At 59.3% G+C, this 22,303-nt stretch carries 19 protein-coding genes; 14 read left to right on the forward strand and 5 right to left on the reverse strand.

Going from position 1 to position 22,303, the window contains the following annotated elements; genetic code table 11:
• Nucleotides 1-619: 619 nt before the first annotated feature.
• The 10 genes from OIL77_07610 to OIL77_07655 all read left to right on the forward strand — a co-directional run bounded on the left by OIL77_07610 (nucleotide 620) and on the right by OIL77_07655 (nucleotide 13,995).
• A complete protein-coding gene (locus OIL77_07610) occupies nucleotides 620-2,836 on the forward strand; it encodes a hypothetical protein (protein ID HJI45265.1) in 2,217 nt (738 codons plus the stop codon).
• A 5-nt stretch (nucleotides 2,837-2,841) separates the two neighbouring features.
• The gene (locus OIL77_07615) at nucleotides 2,842-3,582 is read left to right on the forward strand and encodes an ABC transporter ATP-binding protein (protein ID HJI45266.1); all 741 of its coding nucleotides are present in this window, start codon (nucleotides 2,842-2,844) and stop codon (nucleotides 3,580-3,582) included.
• Between the two features lie 279 nt (nucleotides 3,583-3,861).
• Nucleotides 3,862-5,550: an ABC transporter ATP-binding protein gene (locus tag OIL77_07620; GenBank protein ID HJI45267.1), complete on the forward strand. Its 1,689-nt coding sequence runs from the start codon at nucleotides 3,862-3,864 to the stop codon at nucleotides 5,548-5,550.
• Nucleotide 5,551: 1 nt separating this feature from the next.
• On the forward strand, nucleotides 5,552-5,896 hold the full coding sequence (locus OIL77_07625; protein ID HJI45268.1) for a hypothetical protein: 345 nt from the start codon (nucleotides 5,552-5,554) through the stop codon (nucleotides 5,894-5,896).
• Nucleotides 5,897-6,263: 367 nt separating this feature from the next.
• Nucleotides 6,264-6,689 carry a 50S ribosomal protein L31 gene (gene rpmE, locus OIL77_07630; protein ID HJI45269.1) on the forward strand — a complete coding sequence of 142 codons (426 nt, stop codon included), beginning with the start codon at nucleotides 6,264-6,266 and terminating at the stop codon, nucleotides 6,687-6,689.
• Nucleotides 6,690-7,000: 311 nt separating this feature from the next.
• On the forward strand, nucleotides 7,001-9,808 hold the full coding sequence (secA, locus tag OIL77_07635; GenBank protein HJI45270.1) for a preprotein translocase subunit SecA: 2,808 nt from the start codon (nucleotides 7,001-7,003) through the stop codon (nucleotides 9,806-9,808).
• The gene (gene prfB / locus OIL77_07640) at nucleotides 9,808-10,956 is read left to right on the forward strand and encodes a peptide chain release factor 2 (protein ID HJI45271.1); all 1,149 of its coding nucleotides are present in this window, start codon (nucleotides 9,808-9,810) and stop codon (nucleotides 10,954-10,956) included. Before secA ends, prfB begins: the two co-directional genes overlap by 1 nt.
• Before the next feature lie 167 nt (nucleotides 10,957-11,123).
• Complete coding sequence (locus OIL77_07645) at nucleotides 11,124-12,014, forward strand: YitT family protein (protein HJI45272.1); 891 nt, start codon at nucleotides 11,124-11,126, stop codon at nucleotides 12,012-12,014.
• Nucleotides 12,015-12,221: 207 nt separating this feature from the next.
• Nucleotides 12,222-13,052 (forward strand): transketolase, encoded by an 831-nt coding sequence (locus tag OIL77_07650; GenBank protein HJI45273.1) that lies wholly within the window; start codon nucleotides 12,222-12,224, stop codon nucleotides 13,050-13,052.
• A gap of 1 nt (nucleotide 13,053) precedes the next feature.
• The gene (locus OIL77_07655) at nucleotides 13,054-13,995 is read left to right on the forward strand and encodes a transketolase family protein (protein HJI45274.1); all 942 of its coding nucleotides are present in this window, start codon (nucleotides 13,054-13,056) and stop codon (nucleotides 13,993-13,995) included.
• A 252-nt stretch (nucleotides 13,996-14,247) separates the two neighbouring features.
• Here the strand turns inward: OIL77_07655 and OIL77_07660 are convergent, their stop codons facing one another.
• From OIL77_07660 to OIL77_07675, 4 genes are read right to left on the reverse strand one after another with little or no spacing between them, the layout of a single operon-like run.
• Nucleotides 14,248-15,540 (reverse strand): hypothetical protein, encoded by a 1,293-nt coding sequence (locus OIL77_07660; protein HJI45275.1) that lies wholly within the window; start codon nucleotides 15,538-15,540, stop codon nucleotides 14,248-14,250.
• On the reverse strand, nucleotides 15,533-16,480 hold the full coding sequence (locus OIL77_07665) for an ABC transporter ATP-binding protein (GenBank protein HJI45276.1): 948 nt from the start codon (nucleotides 16,478-16,480) through the stop codon (nucleotides 15,533-15,535). The genes OIL77_07660 and OIL77_07665 overlap by 8 nt, the downstream gene beginning before the upstream one ends.
• Nucleotides 16,481-16,528: 48 nt before the next feature.
• Nucleotides 16,529-17,314 (reverse strand): hypothetical protein, encoded by a 786-nt coding sequence (locus OIL77_07670; protein ID HJI45277.1) that lies wholly within the window; start codon nucleotides 17,312-17,314, stop codon nucleotides 16,529-16,531.
• Nucleotides 17,307-17,843, reverse strand: a complete 537-nt coding sequence (locus tag OIL77_07675) for a sigma-70 family RNA polymerase sigma factor (GenBank protein HJI45278.1) — start codon at nucleotides 17,841-17,843, stop codon at nucleotides 17,307-17,309. The genes OIL77_07670 and OIL77_07675 overlap by 8 nt, the downstream gene beginning before the upstream one ends.
• A 389-nt stretch (nucleotides 17,844-18,232) precedes the next feature.
• Between OIL77_07675 and OIL77_07680 the strand changes: the two genes are divergently transcribed.
• From OIL77_07680 to OIL77_07690, 3 genes are read left to right on the forward strand one after another with little or no spacing between them, the layout of a single operon-like run.
• Nucleotides 18,233-18,547, forward strand: a complete 315-nt coding sequence (locus tag OIL77_07680) for a type II toxin-antitoxin system RelE/ParE family toxin (protein HJI45279.1) — start codon at nucleotides 18,233-18,235, stop codon at nucleotides 18,545-18,547.
• Nucleotides 18,548-18,569: 22 nt separating this feature from the next.
• Nucleotides 18,570-19,634, forward strand: coding sequence for a helix-turn-helix domain-containing protein (locus OIL77_07685; GenBank protein ID HJI45280.1), 1,065 nt, complete (start codon nucleotides 18,570-18,572; stop codon nucleotides 19,632-19,634).
• A gap of 11 nt (nucleotides 19,635-19,645) precedes the next feature.
• Nucleotides 19,646-20,764 carry a hypothetical protein gene (locus tag OIL77_07690; GenBank protein HJI45281.1) on the forward strand — a complete coding sequence of 373 codons (1,119 nt, stop codon included), beginning with the start codon at nucleotides 19,646-19,648 and terminating at the stop codon, nucleotides 20,762-20,764.
• Here the strand turns inward: OIL77_07690 and OIL77_07695 are convergent.
• Nucleotides 20,758-21,579, reverse strand: a complete 822-nt coding sequence (locus OIL77_07695) for a sce7726 family protein (protein ID HJI45282.1) — start codon at nucleotides 21,577-21,579, stop codon at nucleotides 20,758-20,760. The genes OIL77_07690 and OIL77_07695 overlap by 7 nt on opposite strands.
• Nucleotides 21,580-21,788: 209 nt before the next feature.
• Here OIL77_07695 and OIL77_07700 point away from each other — a divergent pair, with 209 nt between their 5' ends.
• Nucleotides 21,789-22,244 carry a hypothetical protein gene (locus tag OIL77_07700; protein ID HJI45283.1) on the forward strand — a complete coding sequence of 152 codons (456 nt, stop codon included), beginning with the start codon at nucleotides 21,789-21,791 and terminating at the stop codon, nucleotides 22,242-22,244.
• The last annotated feature ends 59 nt before the right edge of the window (nucleotides 22,245-22,303 follow it).

Raw genomic sequence — 22,303 nt, forward strand, 5'->3', positions numbered from 1 at the left:
GCGTACAAGAAGAGCTGGGAAAGCATGAACAGGACGATGCCGAGAACCAGAGAGGTCCAATCGAATGATGAAGCGATCTCTTGGGCGCCGACGGCCCCCCGCCGCCAAACATCGAAACGGAGGTTTTGAGTGAGCCGGCGTAGAGGCTGGTGGCAGCTTGAACAACGAAGAGAATGCCGAGCACCTTCAAGCATGTCGCAGACCCTTTCTTGAAGGGGTCTCCGCTCTTGATCGTCCACACGAGAACGGCGCTGAGGATGGTCGTAGCGATACCGATGACGGCAGGGACCAATGTCGAGATCGCAAGGGCTGGATACGCGGGGGAGTCTGCAATTACAGGGTTGTTGAGCACTTCGATTGCTGGCTTTAAGGAGAACGCCACTTGTGCGATGGCGGTGGCGCAAAGGGTCGCAGAGGCTATCGCACATGCGATGCGGAAGGAATGAAGCCGGGGAGTGCGATTGTCGGAACTCATAATAACCTCCGAAGAATTTAAAAAACTCAGGTTACTTTTTAACAGTTTATGTTAAATTGACTTTGCCGGCAAGTAATCACAGCATGCTGCAACTGAAACCCCGCGCATCGGGCTGAATCGTGTTGAAATGAGCTGGTGATACGTATGCTCAAAATCTCGAAGGCGATCTTTAGGTCGCTTCTCTCCTCCAGGTCGCTCTGTGTTGTCGTTGTTGCGTTGATGGTTCTTTGTGCTCTGCCCGTCTTCAGGAGCGCGGCTGGCATCGACGGACGGGTCGAATACCTCGAGTCGGGAATAACCCGTGTTGAGCAGGAATTGTCAGCATCCTATGCGGATGCGCTTGTGAATGCGGGGGAGGACGGTGTCTACACCTCTTCATCAAGCATGCCCGCGCTTCTGTACCCTCTTGCCGCGGGACGTCTTATCTTGGCACCGCTCTCTCCCCTACTTCCGTTTCTGCAGATATCGGATGGAGAGTACACCTATTATGACGGATCGAAGGAGTACTTGCTATGGGTCGCAACGGCCGTTGCCGTCTCGTTCCTTGCCGCGCGTCTTAACAAACGTGAAAAGCTCATCATCCAGGCACCGATGGGCGAGCTGGGTAGACTTGTTGCATCGAGCGTATGGGCGAGTGTTTTTGCAATGCTTGCCGTCCTCGCCATCAATCTTCCAGGGATAATCGCCGCGCTTGTGAAGAATGGCCCGGGCTCGCCGTTCTATCCGATAGGCTACATTCAATATGCGACTCCGGTTATCAAACCGGCTTGGCTGGTGTTCGCGCAGACGGCCATCTTGCAATTCTTGGTGGCGGCGTTCATCTCGCTCGTCGTTCACCTTGCCGTGAAGATTGCCAATAACCCTACGCTTGGAATCGTGTTCGTATGTGCCCTGATGGGGGCGACGATGGTTCCCGGGTATTACGGAAGATCCATCGCTTTACGTGAGTTCGCCCTGTTGAATCCCCTTACGTATGCGAACACTGAGTTGACCGTCGGCGCCTATAGCCCGTACCCGACAACGCAGATAGTGAATCTGCCTGGACTTTGCTTCGAGCGTGGCGCGATTACCCTCGTATGCGCAATCGGGATCGAGGTGCTGGCAATTAGCCTGCTTTGCGTTGCTGGAAAGAGCGGCTGCGCGCGCCCGATGTCCCCGATTTGTCTTGAGAGAGGTTCCTTCACCGCATCGAGAACGACAGCCCGTTCGAGCGCTTGTGCCTCCGCCGTTGCATACGTAAGAACGATGGGGAAGCTGCTCCTGCATTCTCCTGCCCTCGCCGTATGCGCGATTGCAATGTCGACGGCGATGCTGGCCCCGGCTCTGGTCGAGGTGTTTCCTGACGCTGGTGACGTTTCCGCTGTTCGGTATAGGGATGGGGAGCTCCGTTCAATAGATCGGTATCTAGAGCAGGACGCTGCGAATATGGACGTCGAGGGCAAAGCGGCCCTGGAAGGCATGCGAGATGCTCTTTCGGGTTTCGTGTACGCGCCCACGCCTGCGGAGGGGTTTCGAAGCCTTGCGACGTACGAGCGCGCTCGAGGCGAGCTGGGCGCGGCAGATGCGACCCTCCTGCAATCGATCGGAATCGAGCCGGAGACTCCTTCTCGTGTGGAGGCGCGCGCCCTTCTGCTCGAGTCGATCGCGAGCTTGCCGGACCCCAAGGTTTACGAGTTAAGTACGAAGATGCCCCCATTAATCCTCCTTTCCTATCTCCAGGCAGCGCTTCCTTCCTTGTTTTGGCTGTTGCCCGTGGTTGTCACATCGCTTGCGTGCACCCACCTGCGGTGCCGTTCCCTTCTGGTTTTCCAAGTCCCCGCAACAGCGCATGTGCGTTTTCTGACGGCTGTTGCGCTGTCTCTCCTGCTTGGCTTGGCGCTGCTTTTGGTGTCGATGGTTCCCGCTGCGGTTGTGTCCTTGATTAAGAACGGTGCGGGTGGTTCGGAGTATCCCGTCGCTCTCATTCGGGCGGGAGCTTCGACAACGTCCATGGTGGGGGAGGCGGTGTTGTGCAGTATTCCGTTGCTGGTCATGGCATACGGCGTGATTTCCGTCGTCGCTGCGTTGACAGCAGCGATTAGCCGCAACCCCGTTGTCACCGGAATGGTTTGCGCGGTTCTCTTGGTGTTGGGTTCGTTGAGCGCTCATGTTGAAAGCGTGGGCATGGGCGTCGCGCTGCTGGCTCCATTCGCCTCGTTTGATCCCGCTTCCCAGGTGGGGACGATTGGGTTCCTTGGGCGAGGGACGAACGCGATGCCTTTTGGAGAGGTCGTCGGCGCATCGGGCGCTCTGCTGGTGGTCTTGGGCGCCGTATCTCCGTTGATGGTGCGCCTGAGTGTTCCAAAGATCGAAAGGGGATGATCTCGATGATTGACCTTCAAACGCTGACGATCTCTTATGGAAAGAAGGTGCTCGTAGATTCGGTGAACGCTGAGTTTGCCCCGGGTACGGTCTACGGTCTCGTCGCTCCGAACGGGCATGGAAAGACGACGTTGCTGCGTGCGATGGCAGGTTTGCCGGGTCCTCGCGTGGACGGGAGCATCGTTCTGGATGAGGTGCAGGGTACGGGTGCGAGAGAGGTCCGTTCTATGATCTTCTATGCACCTGGTGAGGGGACGCTGCTGTATCCCGGATTGCGTGCGGAAGATCACCTCAAGATGGTTTGCGATATGTGGCCGCATGCTCGCGATATCGAAGAGATAGTGGAACAAACGCAGATAGGCGAGTTCGCGAAGATGAGGATCCGCACTCTGAGCCAGGGCATGAAGCAGCAGCTTACCCTGGCGATTGCGTATGCGACGGGCGCGCGGTACCTTCTATTAGATGAGCCCATGAACGCGCTCGACCCCAGCAGGGTGGACTTGCATTCCGAGATTCTCAGGAAGCTGGCCGATTCTGGTACGTGCATCATCATGTCATCCCACATCTTGGATTCGGTCGATAGGCTGTGCGATGAGATTCTGTTTTTGAAGGATGGGAGGCTCATTAGAAGCATTCCGCAAGATGATGCTGCGCCGAAGTCTCCTGGATCCCATTTCGCAAAGCCTGCCGGACGCGCCGAGGGTGCGCTAAGCACGTATCGGCGACTCTACGAAAAGGGCGGGTAGAAATGCAAGTTAAAAATCTATGTGGCCAATGTGATACCGTTGAACCCGCATATCGACACCGCTCAGCCATTCGCCTCGCCCCCGTCGCACGTATCTTCATCCGGTCTGTTACTTTTAATCTAACAATTCTTTGAGGAACGTAGGTGCTTCTAAATGTACTGTCGACTTCTTCTCAAACTAATCCTAAGAGACAGGGCCGTATGGATTTGTACGCTCGTTCTCGCTGCAGCCTTTTCCGTCCCCATTGCGTTCAATTCACCCATCTACGGGCCCTTCTTTATGAAGCAGGGCATGCAGAGCTTTGTCGACGCATTCAATACGCGCGCGCCCCAGGCCGGCGGCACAGACCTATCGCCAGAGCAGCAAGATGACGCGGAGCTTGCAAGATACGCGAACGCCGCCCTCGCCGCCCAAACCGACGCCGCCTTTCTCGATTCTGCCGAGAGCTACTACGCGCTCATGGGCGAAGGCTTCCAATCCGGGTCCATCGTGGGAGACCGAGAGACCAATGACGCAGACCTCGCGTATTGCCGTGCCCTGAGCAGCTCCGGCATCACGGATATCCCGGCCTCCGCAAGCGACCTGCCATTCCTTTCCTTCCTGCCTTACGCCATTGCCACGGCGCCGTCTTTCCTTCCCTTCATCCCCTTCCTTCTCTCGTCGATACTCGTGCTCGGCGCCACAAGGCCCGGGACCCTGGCGGCGAAGGCGCCCGCGCCCAAATTCCGGCGCCTTATCCAGACCGTGTTTTCGATAATCGGCGCGGGGACCGCGATGCTCCTCGCCGGCCTCGCACCCGGGGGCATTTACGCCTTGGCCCTAAACGGATTCGGGCAAATTGGGTACCCGAGCGCCTTCTTCCATGACGGCGCGCTTGCCACCACGACCGCGGGAGACGTCTTCACGGACCTGCTTCTCGCGCTGCTTGCGGGCGGAACCTTGATATCCGTTTGCTCCGCCGTCCTATCGACCGCAACGAGGCGCGTCCTCGCGGGCCCCCTTGCCTCCGCGCTGCTTGTCGCGGCCCCGGCATTCCCGTTACTGTCCGATTCGGCGCTGGAGCATAACGCCGTGCTCGGGCTCCTGCCGCTGGCCGTGTTCTCGCCTATCGAGGCAACGGGTTACGTGGGATGCTTCCCGACAGAATTCATTGGCTCCGGTTCAGGCAGCGCATCGATGCTTGCCGTGGCCCTGGCATACGTCGCGGTCTTTTTTGCGGTCGGCGCCGTTGCGGCACGTTCCCCCAAACAGCCTGGACCCGCGAAAAAGCACCATGGGCTCGAGCTTCTGGACGCGAGCGTGGGATACGGAAGCACGACGATACTTTCAATCGGGTCGCTTTTCCTGAGCCCGGGAACGGCGGCTGGCCTCGTTGCCCCCAACGGCTCGGGGAAAACCACCCTTCTTGAAGCGCTGTCGGGCCAATTTCCCACCCGCATCCGCTCGGGAAGCCTGGCGGCAGACGGAATCTGCCAACGTCGATCAGCCGAATTCGCAGAACTCGTCTACCTGAGCTCTTCGGGCGGCGCGGATCTCTATCCCACGCTATCGGCCATCGAGCACCTCTCTTTCGTTAGGGAGGCGTGGAAATCGGCCGCCGACATCGACTCGCTCTGCGACTCCCTCGGAATCTCCCCATATCTCGACAAGCCGACCCGTAAACTCTCGACAGGAATGAAGCAGCAGGTAAAGCTTGCCATGGCGATAGCGACCGATTGCCCGTACCTCATCCTCGATGAACCGCTGAACGGCCTCGATCCGGGAAAACGGAAAACCTCCTGCGACGCGATGCGCAGCGAGGTGGCGCGGGGACGCAGCGTGCTCATTTCAAGCCATCTGCTCGACGACCTGGCAGACCTCACCAACTCGTTCTACTTCATCGAGGCCGGCACGCTCGTGGAAAAGATCAAGTCGTCCTCGCAGACGCTCAAGCAGGAATACCTCGATACATACGAAGGAGGTGAATGACATGAAACTATTTGAACAGCTGAAGTCCAATGCGTCGCGCATGGCTGTCTACGCCATCCTCGTGGCAACGGCTTTATGCGGAATCGCGGCACCCGTCTATGCGCTCAACGGGGAGAAAGGCGATGTCGAACCCGCGTACATGGCTTCGACGGTTAAGGACCGGTACAAAGCCTTCTCTGGAGACACGTTTTACGTAGCAGAGTACGACACGACCTACCGTCAGCTTCGCTACAACAAGGGCTACGACTATCTAGGCGCAGAGGCAATCAGCTATACGTCGGGTTGGTACCGCTCCAACTATGGACACATAACCCAGTTCAAGTGTAACTACCGTGTGTACAACTAAAGCAACCGGCCGGGACGAGGGGTGACGCAAAAGCGTCGCCCCTCGTTTTTAACCATGTCAACTGAACCTAGTTCAGTTTGGTTGATTTCCGATCTCAGCCGAACACATTGAGCGGAAAGGCCGTTCCCGCAGTCAGTCGAACGTCCCCGGGGCCCTTCTCAGGCCCCGGGGACGGCATTTTCCCAGTTGAAGGAACGGTGGAGATGTGTTTCGATGGGTCAGATTCGTGTCGTTCCGAAAAGACCGTGAACCTTTTGTGGGACACGCGGCGCCGTGGTACCATAGCCGAGTTTGTTGTCTTGGTCGGAAACCAAGACGCCTTATGCGCTGATCGGTAACCAGCGCCTGACCAATAAGGAGTCCTACCATGAAGCAGGGTATCCATCCCCAGTATGTCGAGTGCACGGTGACGTGCTCCTGCGGCAACACCTTCAAGACGCACGCTACCGTGTCAGAGATGAAGGTTGAGCTTTGCAACGAGTGCCACCCGTTCTACACCGGCCAGCAGAAGTTCGTCGACACCGGTGGACGCGTCCAGCGCTTCGCCGACAAGTTCGGTGGCGCCGCTGCCGCCCAGCTTAAGAAGGCCGAGGAGGCCAAGGCTGCCAAGGCTGCCAAGGCTGCTGAGGCCGAGGCCGCTCGCAAGGCCGCCGCTGAGGCTAAGGCTGCCGAGAAGGCCAAGCGTGCTGCTAAGTTTGCCGAGGAGGCTGCCAAGCAGGCCGCCGAGGCTCCCGCAGAGGCTCCCGTCGAGGAGGCCGCTGCCGAGGCCGAGACCACCGAGGCTGCTGAGTAAATAGCTCGCCGCGGAATCACTCGCATTCATGGCATGAGGGCCGTGCATCCATTTGGGTGCGCGGCCCTTTTCTTTTATTGGTGCAAGCTAACCTGTCCCCGTGGCACCAAATGGCAGAGAGACGGCGTTTGCTCAGATAAAACCTGCCAAAATAAACCAGTCCCTTTTTGGCAGGTCGGTCGGGTCGTAGTTATTACGTGGCGGTCGAGGTCGACCGTATAGGCCGCGCCTTGTTTGGCTAAAGTACAATCATCTGTGTTTAACTCGCCCGCAGCTGCACGGCGTGGGCGATGGCCAAAAAGGAAAACCACATGGGATTCATGTCAAAGCTGCTGTCCTTTGGATCCGATAAGGACCTTAAGCGCTACTACAAGATCGTCGACCAGATCAACGGTCTTGAGCCCCAGTTTGAGAAGATGACCGAGGAGGAGCTCCGCGGCCAGACCGATAAGTTCCGCGAGCGTTACGCCAACGGCGAGTCGCTCGACGACATGCTCCCCGAGGCCTTTGCCACCGTGCGTGAGGCTTCCAAGCGCACCATGGGTATGCGCCACTTTGACGTGCAGCTCATTGGCGCCATGGCACTGCACGAGGGCCACATCGCCGAGATGAAGACTGGCGAAGGTAAGACCCTCGTCTCCACGTTGGCCGGCTATCTCAACGCTATTGCTGGCAAGGGCGTGCACGTCGTTACTGTCAATGATTACCTTGCCAAGCGTGACTCCGAGTGGATGGGCCGCATCTATAAGTACCTGGGTATGACCGTCGGTCTGCTCCAGAACAACATGCCGCTCGAGCTCAAGCGCCCGGCCTACCAGGCAGACGTCACTTACGGCACCAACTCCGAGTTCGGTTTCGACTACCTGCGCGACAACATGGTCACCCGTCCCGAGCAGCGCGTGCAGCGCGGTCACAACTACGCCATCGTCGACGAGGTCGACTCCATCCTGATCGATGAGGCCAGGACGCCGCTCATTATCTCGGGCGCCGGCACTAAGTCCGCCAGCACCTACAAGGACTTCGCGCGCGCCGTGCGCGGCCTGGAGCGCGGTGAGGACGTGTCGCACGACATGCTCACCGCCACCGAGGACGTTGAACCCACGGGCGACTACGTCATGGACGAGGCCAAGCACACCATCGCCGCCACCGAGCGCGGTCTTAAGAAGATCGAGCGCCGCCTGGGTATCGATGACATCTATGCCGATCTCTCCGGCCAGCTGGTCAACCACCTGCAGCAGGCGCTGAAGGCCCAGTACATGTTCCACCGTGATAAGCAGTACGTGGTCACCAACGGCGAGGTCAAGATCGTCGACGAGTTCACCGGCCGCATTATGGAAGGCCGCCGTTACTCCGAGGGCCTGCACCAGGCCATTGAGGCCAAAGAGGGCGTGCTCGTACGCGAGGAGAACCAGACCCTGGCCACCATCACCCTGCAGAACTACTTCCGTCTGTATGACAAGCTCTCCGGCATGACCGGCACGGCACTTACCGAGGATGCTGAGTTCCGCGAGATCTACAAGCTGCCCGTCGAGGTCATCCCCTCCAACAAGCCCGTGCAGCGCGTGGACCACGAGGACCTGGTGTACCGCACCATTCAGGCTAAATACAACGCCGTTGCCGACGACGTTGAGCGTCGTCACGCCAAGGGCCAACCGGTCCTGGTGGGCACCGTCTCCATCGAGAGCTCCGAGAAGCTGTCCGCCGCCCTTACCAAGCGCGGCATCGCGCACGAGGTCCTCAACGCTAAGCACCACGAGCGCGAGGCTCATATCGTTGCCCAGGCCGGACGCTACGGCGCCGTGACCATCGCTACTAACATGGCCGGTCGTGGTACCGACATCCTGCTGGGCGGCAACCCCGACGAGCTGGTGCGCGAGCGCCTTGAGTACGAGGGCCTGACCATGGAGGACGTGACGCCCGAGCAGCTCGAGCAGTTTAACGCCGAGGCCAAGGAGACCTGCAAGGCCGAGCGCGAGCGCGTGCTTGCCGCCGGCGGCCTGACCGTCATCGGCACCGAGCGCCATGAATCCCGTCGTATCGACAACCAGCTGCGCGGCCGTTCCGGCCGTCAGGGCGATCCGGGCGAGACTCAGTTCTACCTGTCGCTCGAGGACGACCTCATGCGCCTGTTCGGCGGCGACAAGATGGACCGCGTCTCCAAGATGATGGTCACGGCCGACATGGGCGACGACATGCCCATCCAGCACAAGATCATTTCCAAGGCCGTCGAGAGCGCCCAGCACAAGGTCGAGAGCATCAACTTCTCCATGCGTAAGAGCGTCCTCGAGTACGATGACGTCATGAACAAGCAGCGCCAGGTCATCTACGCCGAGCGTAACAAGATTCTGGATGGCAAGGACCTGACCGACCACATCACCGAGGTCATGCACGACACTGTGTACCGCTGCGTGCAGGAGTTCTGCACCAAGGACAGCCACGATGGCGAGCGCGATCTCGAGGGCCTGCGCAAGTGGGTCGTGGAGCTCACCGGCCACATCGATACGCCGAAGTTCCCCGACGAGGATTATGAGGCCCTGGCTGCCGATGTCCTGGCTTACGTAGAGAAGTGCTACAACATGAAGGCCGAGCGCTTGGGCGAGGACCTGATGCGCGAGCTCAACACCCAGGTCATGCTGCGCGTCATCGATACCCGCTGGATGAACTACCTGCAGGAGATGGACTACCTTAAGACCGGCATCGGCCTGCGCGGCTTTGGCCAGCGCGACCCGCTGGTTGAGTACAAGACCGAGGCCTACGGCGCGTTCCAGATACTCGTCGATACCATGTATGAGGATTACCTGCGCACGGTTCTGCGCATCGAGATCAAGGCTGCCCCGCGTGCCGTGGAGCACAAGGAGGAGCCCGCGCTCGAGGGCGCGCGCTTCTCCGGTCCTGCCGAGGTCGATGGTGATAACGGCGACTCGGTGCTGCGCAAGCAGGCGCAGGTGCAGGCCCGCACGGCTGTCCAGGGTGGTCCGGCTGCCGTCAACAACGGTGGCAAGGTGACCACTTATCGCAAGTCCGAGAGCGACGATCCGTACGTCAACGTGGGCCGCAACGACCCGTGCCCCTGCGGTAGCGGCAAGAAGTTTAAGTACTGCCACGGCAGGAATCGTTAATGGCTGAGGCTTTAGAGATAACGCCCGCCGAGCTGGACGCGTTCGCGGACCGGCTCGGCGAGGTCGAGTCGTATCTCCACCTGGACGAGAAGCGTACCCGTGTGACCGAGCTCGAGGCCAAAAGTGTTGCCCCTGGCTTTTGGGATGACGCCGACGCCGCCCGTGCCACCATGGAGGAGATCGCGCGTACCAAGGAAGATATCGCTGCCGTGGACACCGCGCGCGGCGAGCTTTCCGATGCCCGCGCCGCGCTGGAGCTTGCCGAGGAGATGGGGGATGACCCCGACGCCGTCGCCCTTCGCGAGGAGGCTACAGCCACGGCTGAGCGCCTGGCCCGTGCCATCGATGAGCTTGAGCTTTCGAGCTGGTTTACCGGTGAGTTCGATCACGGCGATGCCATTGTGACCATCAAGCCCGGACAGGGTGGTCTGGAGGCCCAGGACTGGACCTTCATGCTCTTTAAGATGTACATGAAGTACTGCCAGCGTCGCGGCTGGAAGGTCACCATCAACGACTGTCCCGCAGCCGAGGTCATCGGCATCGACCGCGCGACCTTTACTGTCGAGGGCAAGGACGCATTTGGCATGCTGCGCGCCGAGGCCGGCGTCCACCGCTTGGTTCGCATCAGCCCCACCGACGACAAGAAGCGCCGCCAGACCACGTTTGCCGGCGTCGAGGTCATCCCCGTGCTACCCGATGATATCGACATCGAGATCAGTCCCGATGACATCCGCGTGGACGTGTACCACGCGAGCGGCCCGGGCGGCCAGGGCGTCAACACCACCGACTCCGCCGTGCGCGTGACGCATTTCCCCAGCGGCATTGTGGTCACCTGCCAAAACGAGCGCAGCCAGATCCAGAACAAGGCCGCGTGCATGCAGATCCTCAAGGCTCGCCTGTACGAGATTGAGCTCGAGAAGCGTGCCGAGGCGCTCGATGAGATTCGCGGACCCAAGACCACGATCGGTTTTGGCAACCAGATTCGCAGCTACGTGCTCTACCCGTACCAGATGGTCAAGGATTTGCGCTCGGGCGTGGAGACCAGCAATGTCGAGGCTGTTCTTGACGATGGCGACCTGGACCCGTTTGTTATTGGCTACCATCGCTGGGCCACCGGCAACGCTGACGCGGAGACCCCGTCTGCATAAACCGCCCGGTTTATGTGGAAATGGATTAAAACCCTCCCAGCAGGGTGGTTTTGTATCCAGAGCAAACCCTGCGCAGGGGTGGTTTTTGTCCGGCGAATCGGTAGAATCGAATACAAGAAGAAGTTCAAAGCGCATCCGATGGGGTACGCTTTTTTGAGGGAGGCAGCATGGCATATCGTCTGGACATCAAGCGCATTCTTTCGCTGAACTTCTTTCATGACTTGCCCAAGATTATGCTGGGCTGCGCGCTGGCAGCTATCGCGACGGACCTGTTTTTGATTCCCAACGGTCTTGCTGCCGGCGGCGTTACGGGCCTCGCCACGATTATCCAGGCGGTCGGTGCGTCTCATGGCATATCGCTTCCCGTCGGTATCCAGACGATCGTGATGAACGCCTTGCTGTTGTTGGTCGTTATGCGCGAGGGCGGCATGTTCTACGTGGTGCAGACCGCGACGGGCTTTGTGCTGCTGGGCTTTTTTACCGATCTGTTCGCCCCGTTTGTAGCACCTCTGGCGGATGCGGACCTGATGCTTCCTGCCATGTGGGGCGGCATTATTACGGGCATCGGTTACGGCATGGTGTTGCGCGCCGGCGCCAACACCGGCGGCTCGGACACGATTGGCCAAATCATCTCGCGTAACACCTCGCTGCCGGTGGGCTCGACCGTCATGGCGATCGATGTTGCCGTATGCGCGCTGTCGGCTCCGGTCTTTTCAATCGAAAACGCACTATATGCAGGCCTTTCGATGGTCATTAGCGGCTACGTGATCGATGCCGTGGTCGATGGTGGCAACAAGCGTCGTATGGTACTCATCATCTCGGACAAGTTCCCTGATATTGCTGCCGATATCATGTATGGCCTGGGTCGTGGTTGTACCAAGTTTAAGGCGACTGGCATGTATTCGGGTGCCGAGAAGCCGGTGATTATGGTCATCGTGAGCCGTCGAGAGCTCAATACCCTCAAGACGATCGTGCGCGAGCGCGATCCTCACGCCATTGTGACGGTCGCTGACGTTACGGAAGCCTTCGGCGAGGGATTCAAGGACATTAGCGCGTAGGGGCGACCGCGTTCCATCCAAAAGACGTTCACATTGATAAACCGTTTCATCAGCGGTTCTGCCTGCTAAATTGTTCAAATAATGATAAAAACTCTGGTAAAGCCATCAGTTTCCAGCATAATGAATGACGTACGTGCATTGCGGCTGTGTTGGGATTACCTTCGGTGCCGTGCGCATTTTGTCTAATGAGGATGAAAGGAAGGCACAATGAGCGACGAAGAGCTCAAAAAGGTTGCCAACGAGGTAAGGAAGGGCATCGTCACCGGCGTGCACGCTGCCAAGTCCGGCCATCCGGGCGGTTCGCTCGGCGCTGCCGACATCATGACCTATCTGTACTTTGAGGAAATGAACGTCGACCCGGCCGATCCCCGCAAGGCCGATCGCGACCGTTTTGTGCTCTCCAAGGGCCATTGCGCTCCGGGCCTGTACGCCGTGCTCGCCGAGCGCGGGTTCTTCCCCAAAGAGGATCTCGAGACGCTGCGCCATATCGGCAGCCACCTGCAGGGTCACCCCAACATGAACGACACCCCGGGTGTCGACATGTCCACTGGCTCGCTCGGCCAGGGCATCTCCGCCGCCGTGGGTATGGCCGTTGCCGCCAAGCACTGGGGCGACGACTATCGCACCTACGCCCTGTTGGGCGATGGCGAGAGCGAGGAGGGCCAGGTCTGGGAGGCCGCCATGTTTGCCGGCAACCAGCAGCTCGACAACCTCTGCGTGATCGTTGACCACAACGGCCTGCAGATCGATGGCCCCGTCGAGGAGGTCAACGATCCCATGCCGCTGGCAGACAAGTTCCGCGCCTTCAAGTTCCACGTGGTGGAGCTGGCTGACGGCAACGATTTCGACCAGATCCGCGCCGCCTTCGCCGAGGCTCGTGCCACCAAGGGCCAGCCGACCGCGATTATCGCCGAGACCACGAAGGGCAAGGGCGTGTCTTTCATGGAGAACCAGGTGGGCTGGCACGGCAAGGCCCCCAACGATGAACAGTTTGAGCAGGCCATGGCAGAGCTCACGGCCGCCGGAGAGGAGCTCTAGGATGGCAGACGTCAAGAAAATCGCCACGCGCGTAAGCTACGGCGAGGCCCTCGTCGAGCTCGCCAACGAGCACGACGACTTTGTGGTCCTCGATGCCGACCTGGCTGCCGCCACGCAGACCGGCAAGTTTAAGGCCGCCTGCCCCGATCGTTTCTTTGATGTGGGCATTGCCGAGAGCAACCTGATGGGTGTCGCCGCCGGTATCGCAACCACCGGTCGCGTTGCCTTCGCGAGCACCTTTGCCATGTTTGCCGCCGGCCGCGCCTTTGAGCAGGTCCGCAACTCTATCGGCTACCCGCACCTCAACGTTAAGATCGGTGCCACGCACGCCGGTATCTCGGTGGGCGAGGATGGCGCCACGCACCAGTGCTGCGAGGATATCGCCCTTATGCGCGTCATCCCCGGCATGACCGTTATCGTTCCTGCCGACGACATCGAGGCCCGTGCCGTGACGCGCGCCGCCTACGAGTGCGACGGTCCGGTGTACATGCGCTTTGCCCGTCTGGCCTCGCCGGTTATCAACGACCCCGAGACCTACAAGTTCGAGTTGGGTAAGGGCATTGTCATGCGCGAGGGCGCCGATGTGACCATCATCGCCTGCGGCCTGATGGTCGGCGAGGCTCTCGAGGCCGCCGAGCAGCTCGCTGCCGAGGGTATCGACGCCGAGGTCATCAACATGCACACCATCAAGCCCATCGATGCCGACCTGATCGTCAAGAGCGCCACCAAGACCGGCCACGTCGTGACCGTCGAGGAGCACTCTGTGATCGGTGGCCTGGGCAGCGCCGTTGCCGACGTCCTGTGCGAGCAGTGCCCGACGCCGCTCAAGAAGATCGGCGTCAACGACACTTTCGGTGAGTCTGGCCCGGGTGCCGAGCTCCTGCACAAGTACGGCCTGGACGCCGCCAACATCGTGGCGACCACCAAGGAGTTCTTGGCGTAAGGCGGTCTGCTTTGGCCTTAACTTGAGAGCCGCTTCCGCATTGGGCAATGAACAAGCCGGGGCGCCTTCCATATGGAGGGCACTCCGGCTTTGTGTTTGGAGACGGCAGGGAAAGAAGCTAGAGAGGTTTTACGGTCGGGGCCAGGGCGCAGTTGCGCAACATTCAGCCCTAAACCCTAACAGCCAGAGGCGAATCGGAGAGGATTTCGCCCTGAAATGCGATGGTATGCATCCACTCGAAGGCTCGCTGATTCACGCATCCTTGGCGGCAACGGCCCTCCTTGACATCATCAGGCAACCTGATGGCGTTTGAACGTCCTTATCGCGAGAGCAATGCCCGTCGCGAAAAGCAGGAGGTAGAAAGCGGCGAGGAACACGGGCAGCTCGACCACGACAGGGCCTATGGCATACGAGACCATGCCGAAGAGGTTGAGGGGGGTTCAGTGCGTCGTAGGGGAACAGGTAGATGACGCGGTTCGCGATGCTGCTCGTCATCGTCGGCACGAAGATCGGAATCAAGATGAGAGCGACGCCGACTGCGAGGATTCCCATGGGGCTGTCTATCTTGGCTGACAGTGCGAGCACTATCCCAAGGAGGGCGAGGGTTGCGAGATACCCGACGAGGCAGCATATGAGGGCGGCGGCTGACAGGCTTATGCCGTAGGTGCATGTGATGTTGTAGATCTGGATGGGTAGACCTGCGCCGTCGGCTCCGTAGAAGACGAGCGTTATTGCCAGGAAGACGAGTGTGAAGACCCAGTATATGGCGCTTGCCGCGATCATAGAGGCCGCCGCCTTCGCGCGCCCGAGCCTTGATTTGCCGAACTTGGTGGACAGCAGGATGGCGTCGGTTTTGGCCCGGTACTCCCCGTTGAACACCGATGCGCACGTTATCACGACTGCGAGCATCGCGAATATGAGGAACTGGGCGAGGTTGAGGAAGTCCTCCCATCCTCCTGCGTATCCGTACTCGATGGGCGTTTGCATGCCTTGCGCCCTCTCGCTCCAGAACGCCCTCTCATCGTCGTTGTACGAGAGGGCCCCGTTCGCGTCGAGCCCGGAGGCTATCTTCGAGCGGACTCGCCCGTAGAGGTCGACGGTGCCAGTCGTGTCGATAGCGGCTGCCGCGGACACGGGCATCTGGTAGCCTTGCATCCAAGGGCTTGTCAGCAGCGCCATGAGGGCGCCGTTCTTCGCGCTGAACTCCCAGTACTCGTTCGCCTTCTCCCCGTAGGGCTTCCTGTCCGTCCTGTACTCTTCCTTGACCTCGCCGTCCGGACCGACGAACTCCTTGAACTCGCGGAGCGCCTCGGTGGCCTCCTCGTCGGTGATGGGGCCTGCGAGCGCTTCCGTGTTTGCCTTTATCTGGGCGATGGCGGCAGTGCCTTCGAATTCGGTGCCCATCTCCTTGGGGTCGAGGGCGTACTGGGACGTTATGTTGAAGAAGGCTATGACCGCGACCAGCGCCAGGACGGCCGCTATGGAAACCTGCGAGACGCGCCTTGAGAGCATCTTCTTGAGCTCGTATCTGATGAGGCTACCCACGGCGCGCTCCTTTCCTGCGTGCGATTGCGTCCCGTCCCGCTTCCGCTTTCGTCCGCGAAACCGGCAGGCCCCCGGACTGCTCCTGGAAGAGGTAGAGGTAGACGTCCTCCAGCGTCGGCTCCACGGCGCGCGCGCTCGGATGCGGGCGCTGCTGCGCCACCACGCGAACAATGGCAGAGCCGTCCTGGGCGTAGTGGATGTTGCCCACCGTGAGCGATGCCGACATGGCGTCTGCCTCCCTCGGGGCGACAGTGCACTCCCAGACGCATCCCCTGATGTCCCCTGTGATCTCGTCGACCGTGCCCGTCGTGATGATGCCGCCAGCGCGCATCACGAGGATCTCGTCGGCGATGTACTCCACATCAGAGACGATGTGCGTGGAAAGGATGACGATCTTGTCTTGGGCGAGAGAGGATATGAGGTTGCGGAAGCGGACGCGCTCCTTGGGGTCGAGCCCTGCGGTGGGCTCGTCGAGCACGAGGACAGACGGGTCGTTGAGCACCGCCTGGGCGATGCCGAGCCGCTGCTTCATGCCGCCGGAGAAGGTCTTGACCTTCCGCTTTGCGGCCTCTGCGAGACCGACAACTCCCAGGAGTTCGCGCGTACGCACTTTCGCCTGCTGCGCGGTGAGCCCCTTGAGCGATGCCAGGTACATCATGAAATCGCAGGCCGTGAAGTCCGGGTAGTAGCCGAAGTCCTGGGGCAGGTACCCGAGGCGCGCCCGATAGCCGTCGCCAAGCTGGTCTATGGGGGTGCCCCCGAACAACACGCTTCCCGATGTCGGCCTCATGACGTCGCATATCATGCGCATGAGCGTGGTCTTGCCTGCGCCGTTGGCCCCGAGTAGGCCGTAGACGCCGGGCGTGAAGCTGAAGCTCACGCGGTCGACGGCGATATGGCTGCCGAACTGCTTGGTGAGCCTGTCAAGCCTGAGTTCCATGTTCGTTCCTTGTCCTTCGTTCGATGTTGCAGGCATGCAGGAGGAGAGCTAGAGTGCCGCCTTTGACGGGCGTGGCGAGAGGCCGCCTGAGACGCAGCGTATGAGCCTTGACGCCTCCAGGGCGGTGAGCGCCATGGAGGCCATGAGCGCCGTGACCCATACGGCGAGAGACGCTCCCTCGTACCAGAGGGGGAACGCCGTGCTCAGCAGCCAGAGCGCTGCGAGTACGGACATCGCAGGGGCGACGCTGGCGACGAGCGAGTTGCCCGGCAGACGGCGCGCCGCATAGAAGCAGGCGGCACACGAGCAGAAGAACGGCGTGCATGCGTACAGCAGTACGCGAAGCGCGTCGATCCCCGCGAGCGTTGGCACTGCCGCAACGGAGAGCGTAATCCAAAGCACGTCGGCAAGGCCGAAAAGCAAAAGCCTGCTCGCCAACACTTGCACGCAGCTGAACCGGCACGAGTACTCCATCTCGCAGACGCGGGTCTCGAAGCTCTTGAATACCGATGGTGCCGCTATGGCAACCGAGAGGGCCGATGCCGCCATGACGACGACGGGACTTCCCGAGCGCGGGCCGATCACGCCGACGAGAACGAGCATGCATGCCAGAAGCGCGATCTGGAGCATCCATGCCCAGGGACGCACGAACCGGACCTGGTTCGCGACGAACCGCCAGAGCGGGATGTAATCCGCCTCCCTCGCGCCTCCGCAGGCGCGAGCCGCCTCTGCTTCCACGAGCAGCAAGGTGCGCTTGCGCGCCGAGGCATCGGGGGATGCCGCGTCGGCGGCGTAGTAGCTCCTCAGCGCATCCTTTAGCTTCGAGTCATCCATTGCCTTCTCCCATCAGTTCCTTGAGCCTGCCGAGCGCGCGCCGCTCGATTCGATAGAGAGCGAACCTCGACTTCCCCGTCACGGCGGAGATATCGGACATAGGCAGGTCCTGGCCGTAGCGAAGCTCGATGACCTCGCGCTCCTCTTCCGTAAGGCGGGCGAGGGCACCCGCCATGGTCAGCCGTCCGTCCATGTCTGCATGCCGCACGTCAGGAATTGTCTGCACATCGTCCTCGTCCAAGGCACCAACCGGTCTCTGACCTCGGTAGAAGTCGGCACAGACATTGCGCGCGCAGGCGTAGAGATACGCAAGGGGCTTTCCATGCTCGGCGTATAGCGCATCGCTCCGCACGAGCCGAAGGAACACCTCCTGCGTCACGTCTTGGGCATCCTCTTTCGAGGGGAGCCTTCGCGCGCAGTAGCGGTATACCTTGTCGTAGTGCTCCTCTGCGAAGCGCCCTACCAAAGAGTCGTTCTCGCGGCCTGGCGCGTCCGCCCTGCCGTTGCTGCCGTATGGAAAGCTATGCATTCTCTTCCCTCACCTCCTATAGGGCATAACGTGGTTTGGCGCCGGGATGTGCGCGGAATTTTGATATTTACGTCCCATTTTGTATCCATGCGGCAGCCCTGTGAGTGGCGGGCATTTCACTGAATTCCAGCATGTCAGGGATGATGGCTGGGATATTAATGGGGTTAGGGTGCATCCAGAGCTTATTGCATCGGGCGGCTTGAGCGTTTTCGGAGAAGAGATTGGGCGGTTTATGCGAGAGTATTTAAGAGGTGGCACCGCTCATTAGAAAACCCTAACGTCAGACGAGTATCAGTCTGAGTGGTCTAGGTACAGAATTAAATTGATCTTAAAAGTCAATATTGACCTCATAGGTCAATTGCAATATCCTTCTATCAAAGGAGGTGGCGATGGATATCGAATATGCAAGCAAGTCGCTGGAGAAGAGCCTTAAGGATCAGAGGGCGATAACGAGGAACTACGGCAAGATAGCCAAGAACCTCATTCATCGTCTTTCCGATCTGCGGGTTGCGAATGACCTTTCGCAGATTACCCATCTGCCGCCGCCGCGCAGGCACAAGCTGACCGGCAACTTTGAGGGCTGTTGGGGAATCGACCTCAGCAAGAACATGAGACTGGTCATCCGTCCCGTCGGGGAGTTTGACCCGGATGACCTTACGACGATCACCAGCGTCTGCATCGTGGATATTCAGGACTACCACTGAGCTAGGAGAGGAGAAGATAGCTATGAGTGATTTCATCGTCGCGCCCGGCGAGATCATCAAGGAATACCTTGATGCGCGTGGTTTGACCCAAAAGGAAGTTTCGAAGCGTACCGGCGTGAGCGAGCGCCACCTCTCCCAGCTTCTGAACGGGAAGACCAGGCTTACCGAGGACATGGCGCTGAAGCTTGAGAAGGTCATGCCCGACGTTCCCGCGAGTTTTTGGCTTAACTATGAGGTCAAGTATCAGGAGTACCTTGCCCGCGAACGCGAGGAGGCGCATCTGGAGGAGCTTGACCTTAAGGAGATCGCCAAGAGGTTTCATTTCAAGGAGGCTTTTGGACGTGTGGGCGGCATGTCCCTCGTTGAGCAGGCTATCGCGATGCTGAAGATACTCGGCATTACGGACTTTGACCGCTATGGGAATGCCGTTCCCGACGGAATCGAGTTCATGCAAGATGGTGGCGATTCCGAAGCCGTTGTGGTTTGGCTGGGGCTCTGCAAAGAAGAGATTGAGGAGCAGAACGACACTGAGAACTCTCCCGAATACTCCAAGAAGGATTTTGTCGATGCCATCTCCTATTTGAAGGACGTGGCCTCTAACACCGATTTCATGGCTTCGCTGAAGAGCTGCCGCATGCTGCTCAACTCGGTTGGCGTTTACTTGGTTTATAGGCCGGCTATCGCCAACGCCAAGGTACGAGGCGCCCTAACGTATTATCTCGGGCATCCGACTATTTACATCAGCGGACGCTACAAGACCCATGGCGATGCATGGTTTGCGATTGCTCATGAGATTGGGCATCTCCTCGACGGGCTTGGACAGAAGGGTACAGACATTTCTATTGATGACCCAAAGTTCAAGAGTTCTGACGAGGACGACGCGCGTGCCAATGTGTATGCGAGAAAGTTTTTTGTAGACGAGGACAGCTATCAGTCGTTCGCATCTACTGGAGATTTTTCCAGCGCCGCCGTAAAGAGCTTTGCCGCTTCTCAGGGAACGCCTCCGGGGATCGTCGTCGCCTTCCTGCAGCATGACGGCTTTGTGCCATTTGCTGAACTGAACGATTTGAAGGATCGCTTTAACTAGGGGGCGGAGCCGTGTACGTAATCGCCATCAAAAATCGGCAAAGCGAGTTCGCAGCGATGAAGATTCTTCAGGAAAAGAGCCTGTTACGCGACGACATGATTCCCCTTGTAGAGGTCATTCAAGAGAAGTTTACCTACGACAATAAGATTGACCCGTTTACAGGCGAAACCGTTCGCGAGGAGAAAGTCTGCAAGGGCGGGAAAATAATCCACCGAGCAGTAAAGGACTTGTCCTCTCCGCATGACGTTACGCTTGAGAAGATTGCCCGATTATTCCCCAATCGCCCTGTATTGGTCGACTACTTCAGGTGCGATCTCAGTAGATACCGTTATAAGCCTGACAAGATTCCCCTCGTCATTCAACTCAACAGAGACCTCGGGCTATACAAGACCAAGGTCCTCGGAATTGCTGCGTACCCAAACTTGATTCCCATCATCACTGTTAAGCGTGGCATTGACGCGCTGAAACCCGATGAGGTTTTGGCGCTTGCGGGTCAATTGAGGGTGGATAATCCGGCACAGCGAATTGCGATTCGCATCGACGACCTTGAGGGCTATGAAAGTGCGGTCAAACAAGTTCTGCGGGCGGACGATTTCCTTCTGTATGATTTCAACGAGCAGCCGATTCGCTCGAAGCCAATAGAGTGTATGCAGCTTCGGCGCCTTAATCTTCCCGCCCATCTTATCGCGCTTTGCTCTCCAAGGGCGAGAAACTCCACTGGCAAGGATTTCCCCAACGGAGACTATGCCAACATCATCAACAATAGCCACCTCGACACCTTTGCAAACTATGGTTTCCAAGGTGTCGGCGATTACGGCGGACTCCGCGACAACCTTCCATACGGAGGAACGAACAAGGGGCGAGCCCTTGCCGTTCTCTATGATGGCTCGAGGAACGAATTCAAAACCTTCGTGAACGACGACTATGATCGCGGGCCAAACGGCTACCAGGACATCATCCCAGCCATCTTGGCCGACGCCACGCTTAACCCCAAAGGGAACTGCCTTGCCCTTGGCATTGTTGCTGAAAAATACGCTCGAGGCACGCAAAGCACCTTTGCCGAGTGGATTAAGTACACGCTTATCCGCTATATACAGCAGCTAACAGAATCTTCGAGGGTGTTTCAGTAAACAATCCCCGGCTCTAACCTGTTGCGGTAGAACCACTCATAATCGATACCCAAGATTCGCGGCTTGACTTTGCAGAAGTGCTCCCAGTAGGCACCGTAGCGTTGCTTGAGATAGGCCTTGAACAGCCGGTTGATTTTGGCCTGGCTGTTCTCGGCAAGACACTCCTGGACGATGGCGGGCTTTGACATGCCCCCGCCGTCGATGCCGAAGGTCTCGCAGAGGGCGCGCTTGGGCATGACCGCGAGCTGCTTTTCGGAGTCCAGGTTGGTGCTTTTGATGGCTTTGCGCTGTGCCTTGAAGTGATAGGAGCCGTCCCTTGCGTCCTGGCTGTAGGAGTAAATCCCACAGGCCTCGGGGACGTAGCTTGGCAGTTCTTGCCAACGCTTGTCGGACGTCACGACGTAGACGGTCTCGAACACGTCGAAGTAGTCGCTCAACTGGCCCTCGAGACGATCGAACGTGTCGAGGTCGGTCTTGATCTCGTAGGCGGCGCTGTGGCCGTTGACCTTACACATGTCCACGCGGCTGTTGCCGATGGGAAGCTCGAAGATGGAGATGTTCGCGGGGCTCAGCGGAAAGAGGACCCTATCGATGAAATTGGCCTTGATGGTGGCTTCGTTCGGGTAATAACCCATCACCAAGTCGTTGATGGTCCTTCGGGCCGCGTATTTGGAGTCGAGCGCGGGGGCGAAGTCGCCGAGGACGTCTTGGATGATGGAGATGAGCTTGGATTCGGAGAGAACAGTCGAGTATGAATCGTAGAGCCGCTTTGCAGTCTCCCTCAACTCTATGTCATCAAGTAGCATGGTCTCCATCGTTACCTCCGATGGGAATTTTACCATGATGGCCCAAAAACGCTTCTTAAGTTCGGTGTGTGTAACCCAGTGGGACGTATTTCTTCGGGCACTGCCGCCTTGCGGCTCCGATGCGCGGTTGACTTTTTGACGCCCGCCTAGGCTGCTCTTGATGAGTAACCAGGCGGGCATCTTGTTGTGCTTGCCGTACGAGCGGAAAGGCGGTTCTCGTGAAGGAGGGCTCGAATGGCGGGCAAGCGGACGAGGCGCAGCAGCAAGAGGCGGGCTCGGAAGACGCGCAGGAGCAAGGGGAAGTGACGGCCCTGGGCGGAGCCGGCGACGACTACCAGGCGATGCTTGCGAAGCGGGACGAGCGGATCGCGGAGTTTGAGGCACAGGTGGCCGATGCCTCCGCTTCCAAGGAGGCTGCCGAGGCGCTTCGCGGTGAGATCGAGGCGGTGAAGACCGCCGCTACGGACGAGCGCGTGGAGTACGAGCTGCGCCTCGTGGGCGCTCGCAGCGTAACGGCGGCCAAGGCTCTGCTCGCGGATCACGGCGGCGACGTGGTGGCGCTCAAGGTGTCGCGCCACGTGGGCGACGGCGTGGAGAGCGGGCCAACGCCGGCGGCCCGCGCCGTGCTGGCGGAGCTTAGCGGCGCGGGGATCGCATTCTGCGGGGTGGCGTGATGCCGGGGCGGCGCCGATGCGGCGGTCGCTTCTGCCGGACGCGATGAGCGTGCGGGTGC

This window comes from Coriobacteriaceae bacterium (assembly GCA_025993015.1).
Taxonomy (GTDB): Bacteria; Actinomycetota; Coriobacteriia; order Coriobacteriales; family Coriobacteriaceae; genus Collinsella.

Coding starts and splice junctions, on each gene's coding strand:
- OIL77_07655 (HJI45274.1), top strand. CDS start 13,054: ATGGCAGACGTCAAGAAAATCGCCACGCGCGTAAGCTACGGCGAGGCC.
- prfB (HJI45271.1), top strand. CDS start 9,808: ATGGCTGAGGCTTTAGAGATAACGCCCGCCGAGCTGGACGCGTTCGCG.
- OIL77_07685 (HJI45280.1), top strand. CDS start 18,570: ATGAGTGATTTCATCGTCGCGCCCGGCGAGATCATCAAGGAATACCTT.
- OIL77_07695 (HJI45282.1), bottom strand. CDS start 21,579: ATGGAGACCATGCTACTTGATGACATAGAGTTGAGGGAGACTGCAAAG.
- OIL77_07645 (HJI45272.1), top strand. CDS start 11,124: ATGGCATATCGTCTGGACATCAAGCGCATTCTTTCGCTGAACTTCTTT.
- rpmE (HJI45269.1), top strand. CDS start 6,264: ATGAAGCAGGGTATCCATCCCCAGTATGTCGAGTGCACGGTGACGTGC.
- OIL77_07625 (HJI45268.1), top strand. CDS start 5,552: ATGAAACTATTTGAACAGCTGAAGTCCAATGCGTCGCGCATGGCTGTC.
- OIL77_07675 (HJI45278.1), bottom strand. CDS start 17,843: ATGCATAGCTTTCCATACGGCAGCAACGGCAGGGCGGACGCGCCAGGC.
- OIL77_07650 (HJI45273.1), top strand. CDS start 12,222: ATGAGCGACGAAGAGCTCAAAAAGGTTGCCAACGAGGTAAGGAAGGGC.
- OIL77_07615 (HJI45266.1), top strand. CDS start 2,842: ATGATTGACCTTCAAACGCTGACGATCTCTTATGGAAAGAAGGTGCTC.
- OIL77_07610 (HJI45265.1), top strand. CDS start 620: ATGCTCAAAATCTCGAAGGCGATCTTTAGGTCGCTTCTCTCCTCCAGG.
- OIL77_07680 (HJI45279.1), top strand. CDS start 18,233: ATGGATATCGAATATGCAAGCAAGTCGCTGGAGAAGAGCCTTAAGGAT.
- OIL77_07620 (HJI45267.1), top strand. CDS start 3,862: ATGAAGCAGGGCATGCAGAGCTTTGTCGACGCATTCAATACGCGCGCG.
- secA (HJI45270.1), top strand. CDS start 7,001: ATGGGATTCATGTCAAAGCTGCTGTCCTTTGGATCCGATAAGGACCTT.
- OIL77_07670 (HJI45277.1), bottom strand. CDS start 17,314: ATGGATGACTCGAAGCTAAAGGATGCGCTGAGGAGCTACTACGCCGCC.
- OIL77_07665 (HJI45276.1), bottom strand. CDS start 16,480: ATGGAACTCAGGCTTGACAGGCTCACCAAGCAGTTCGGCAGCCATATC.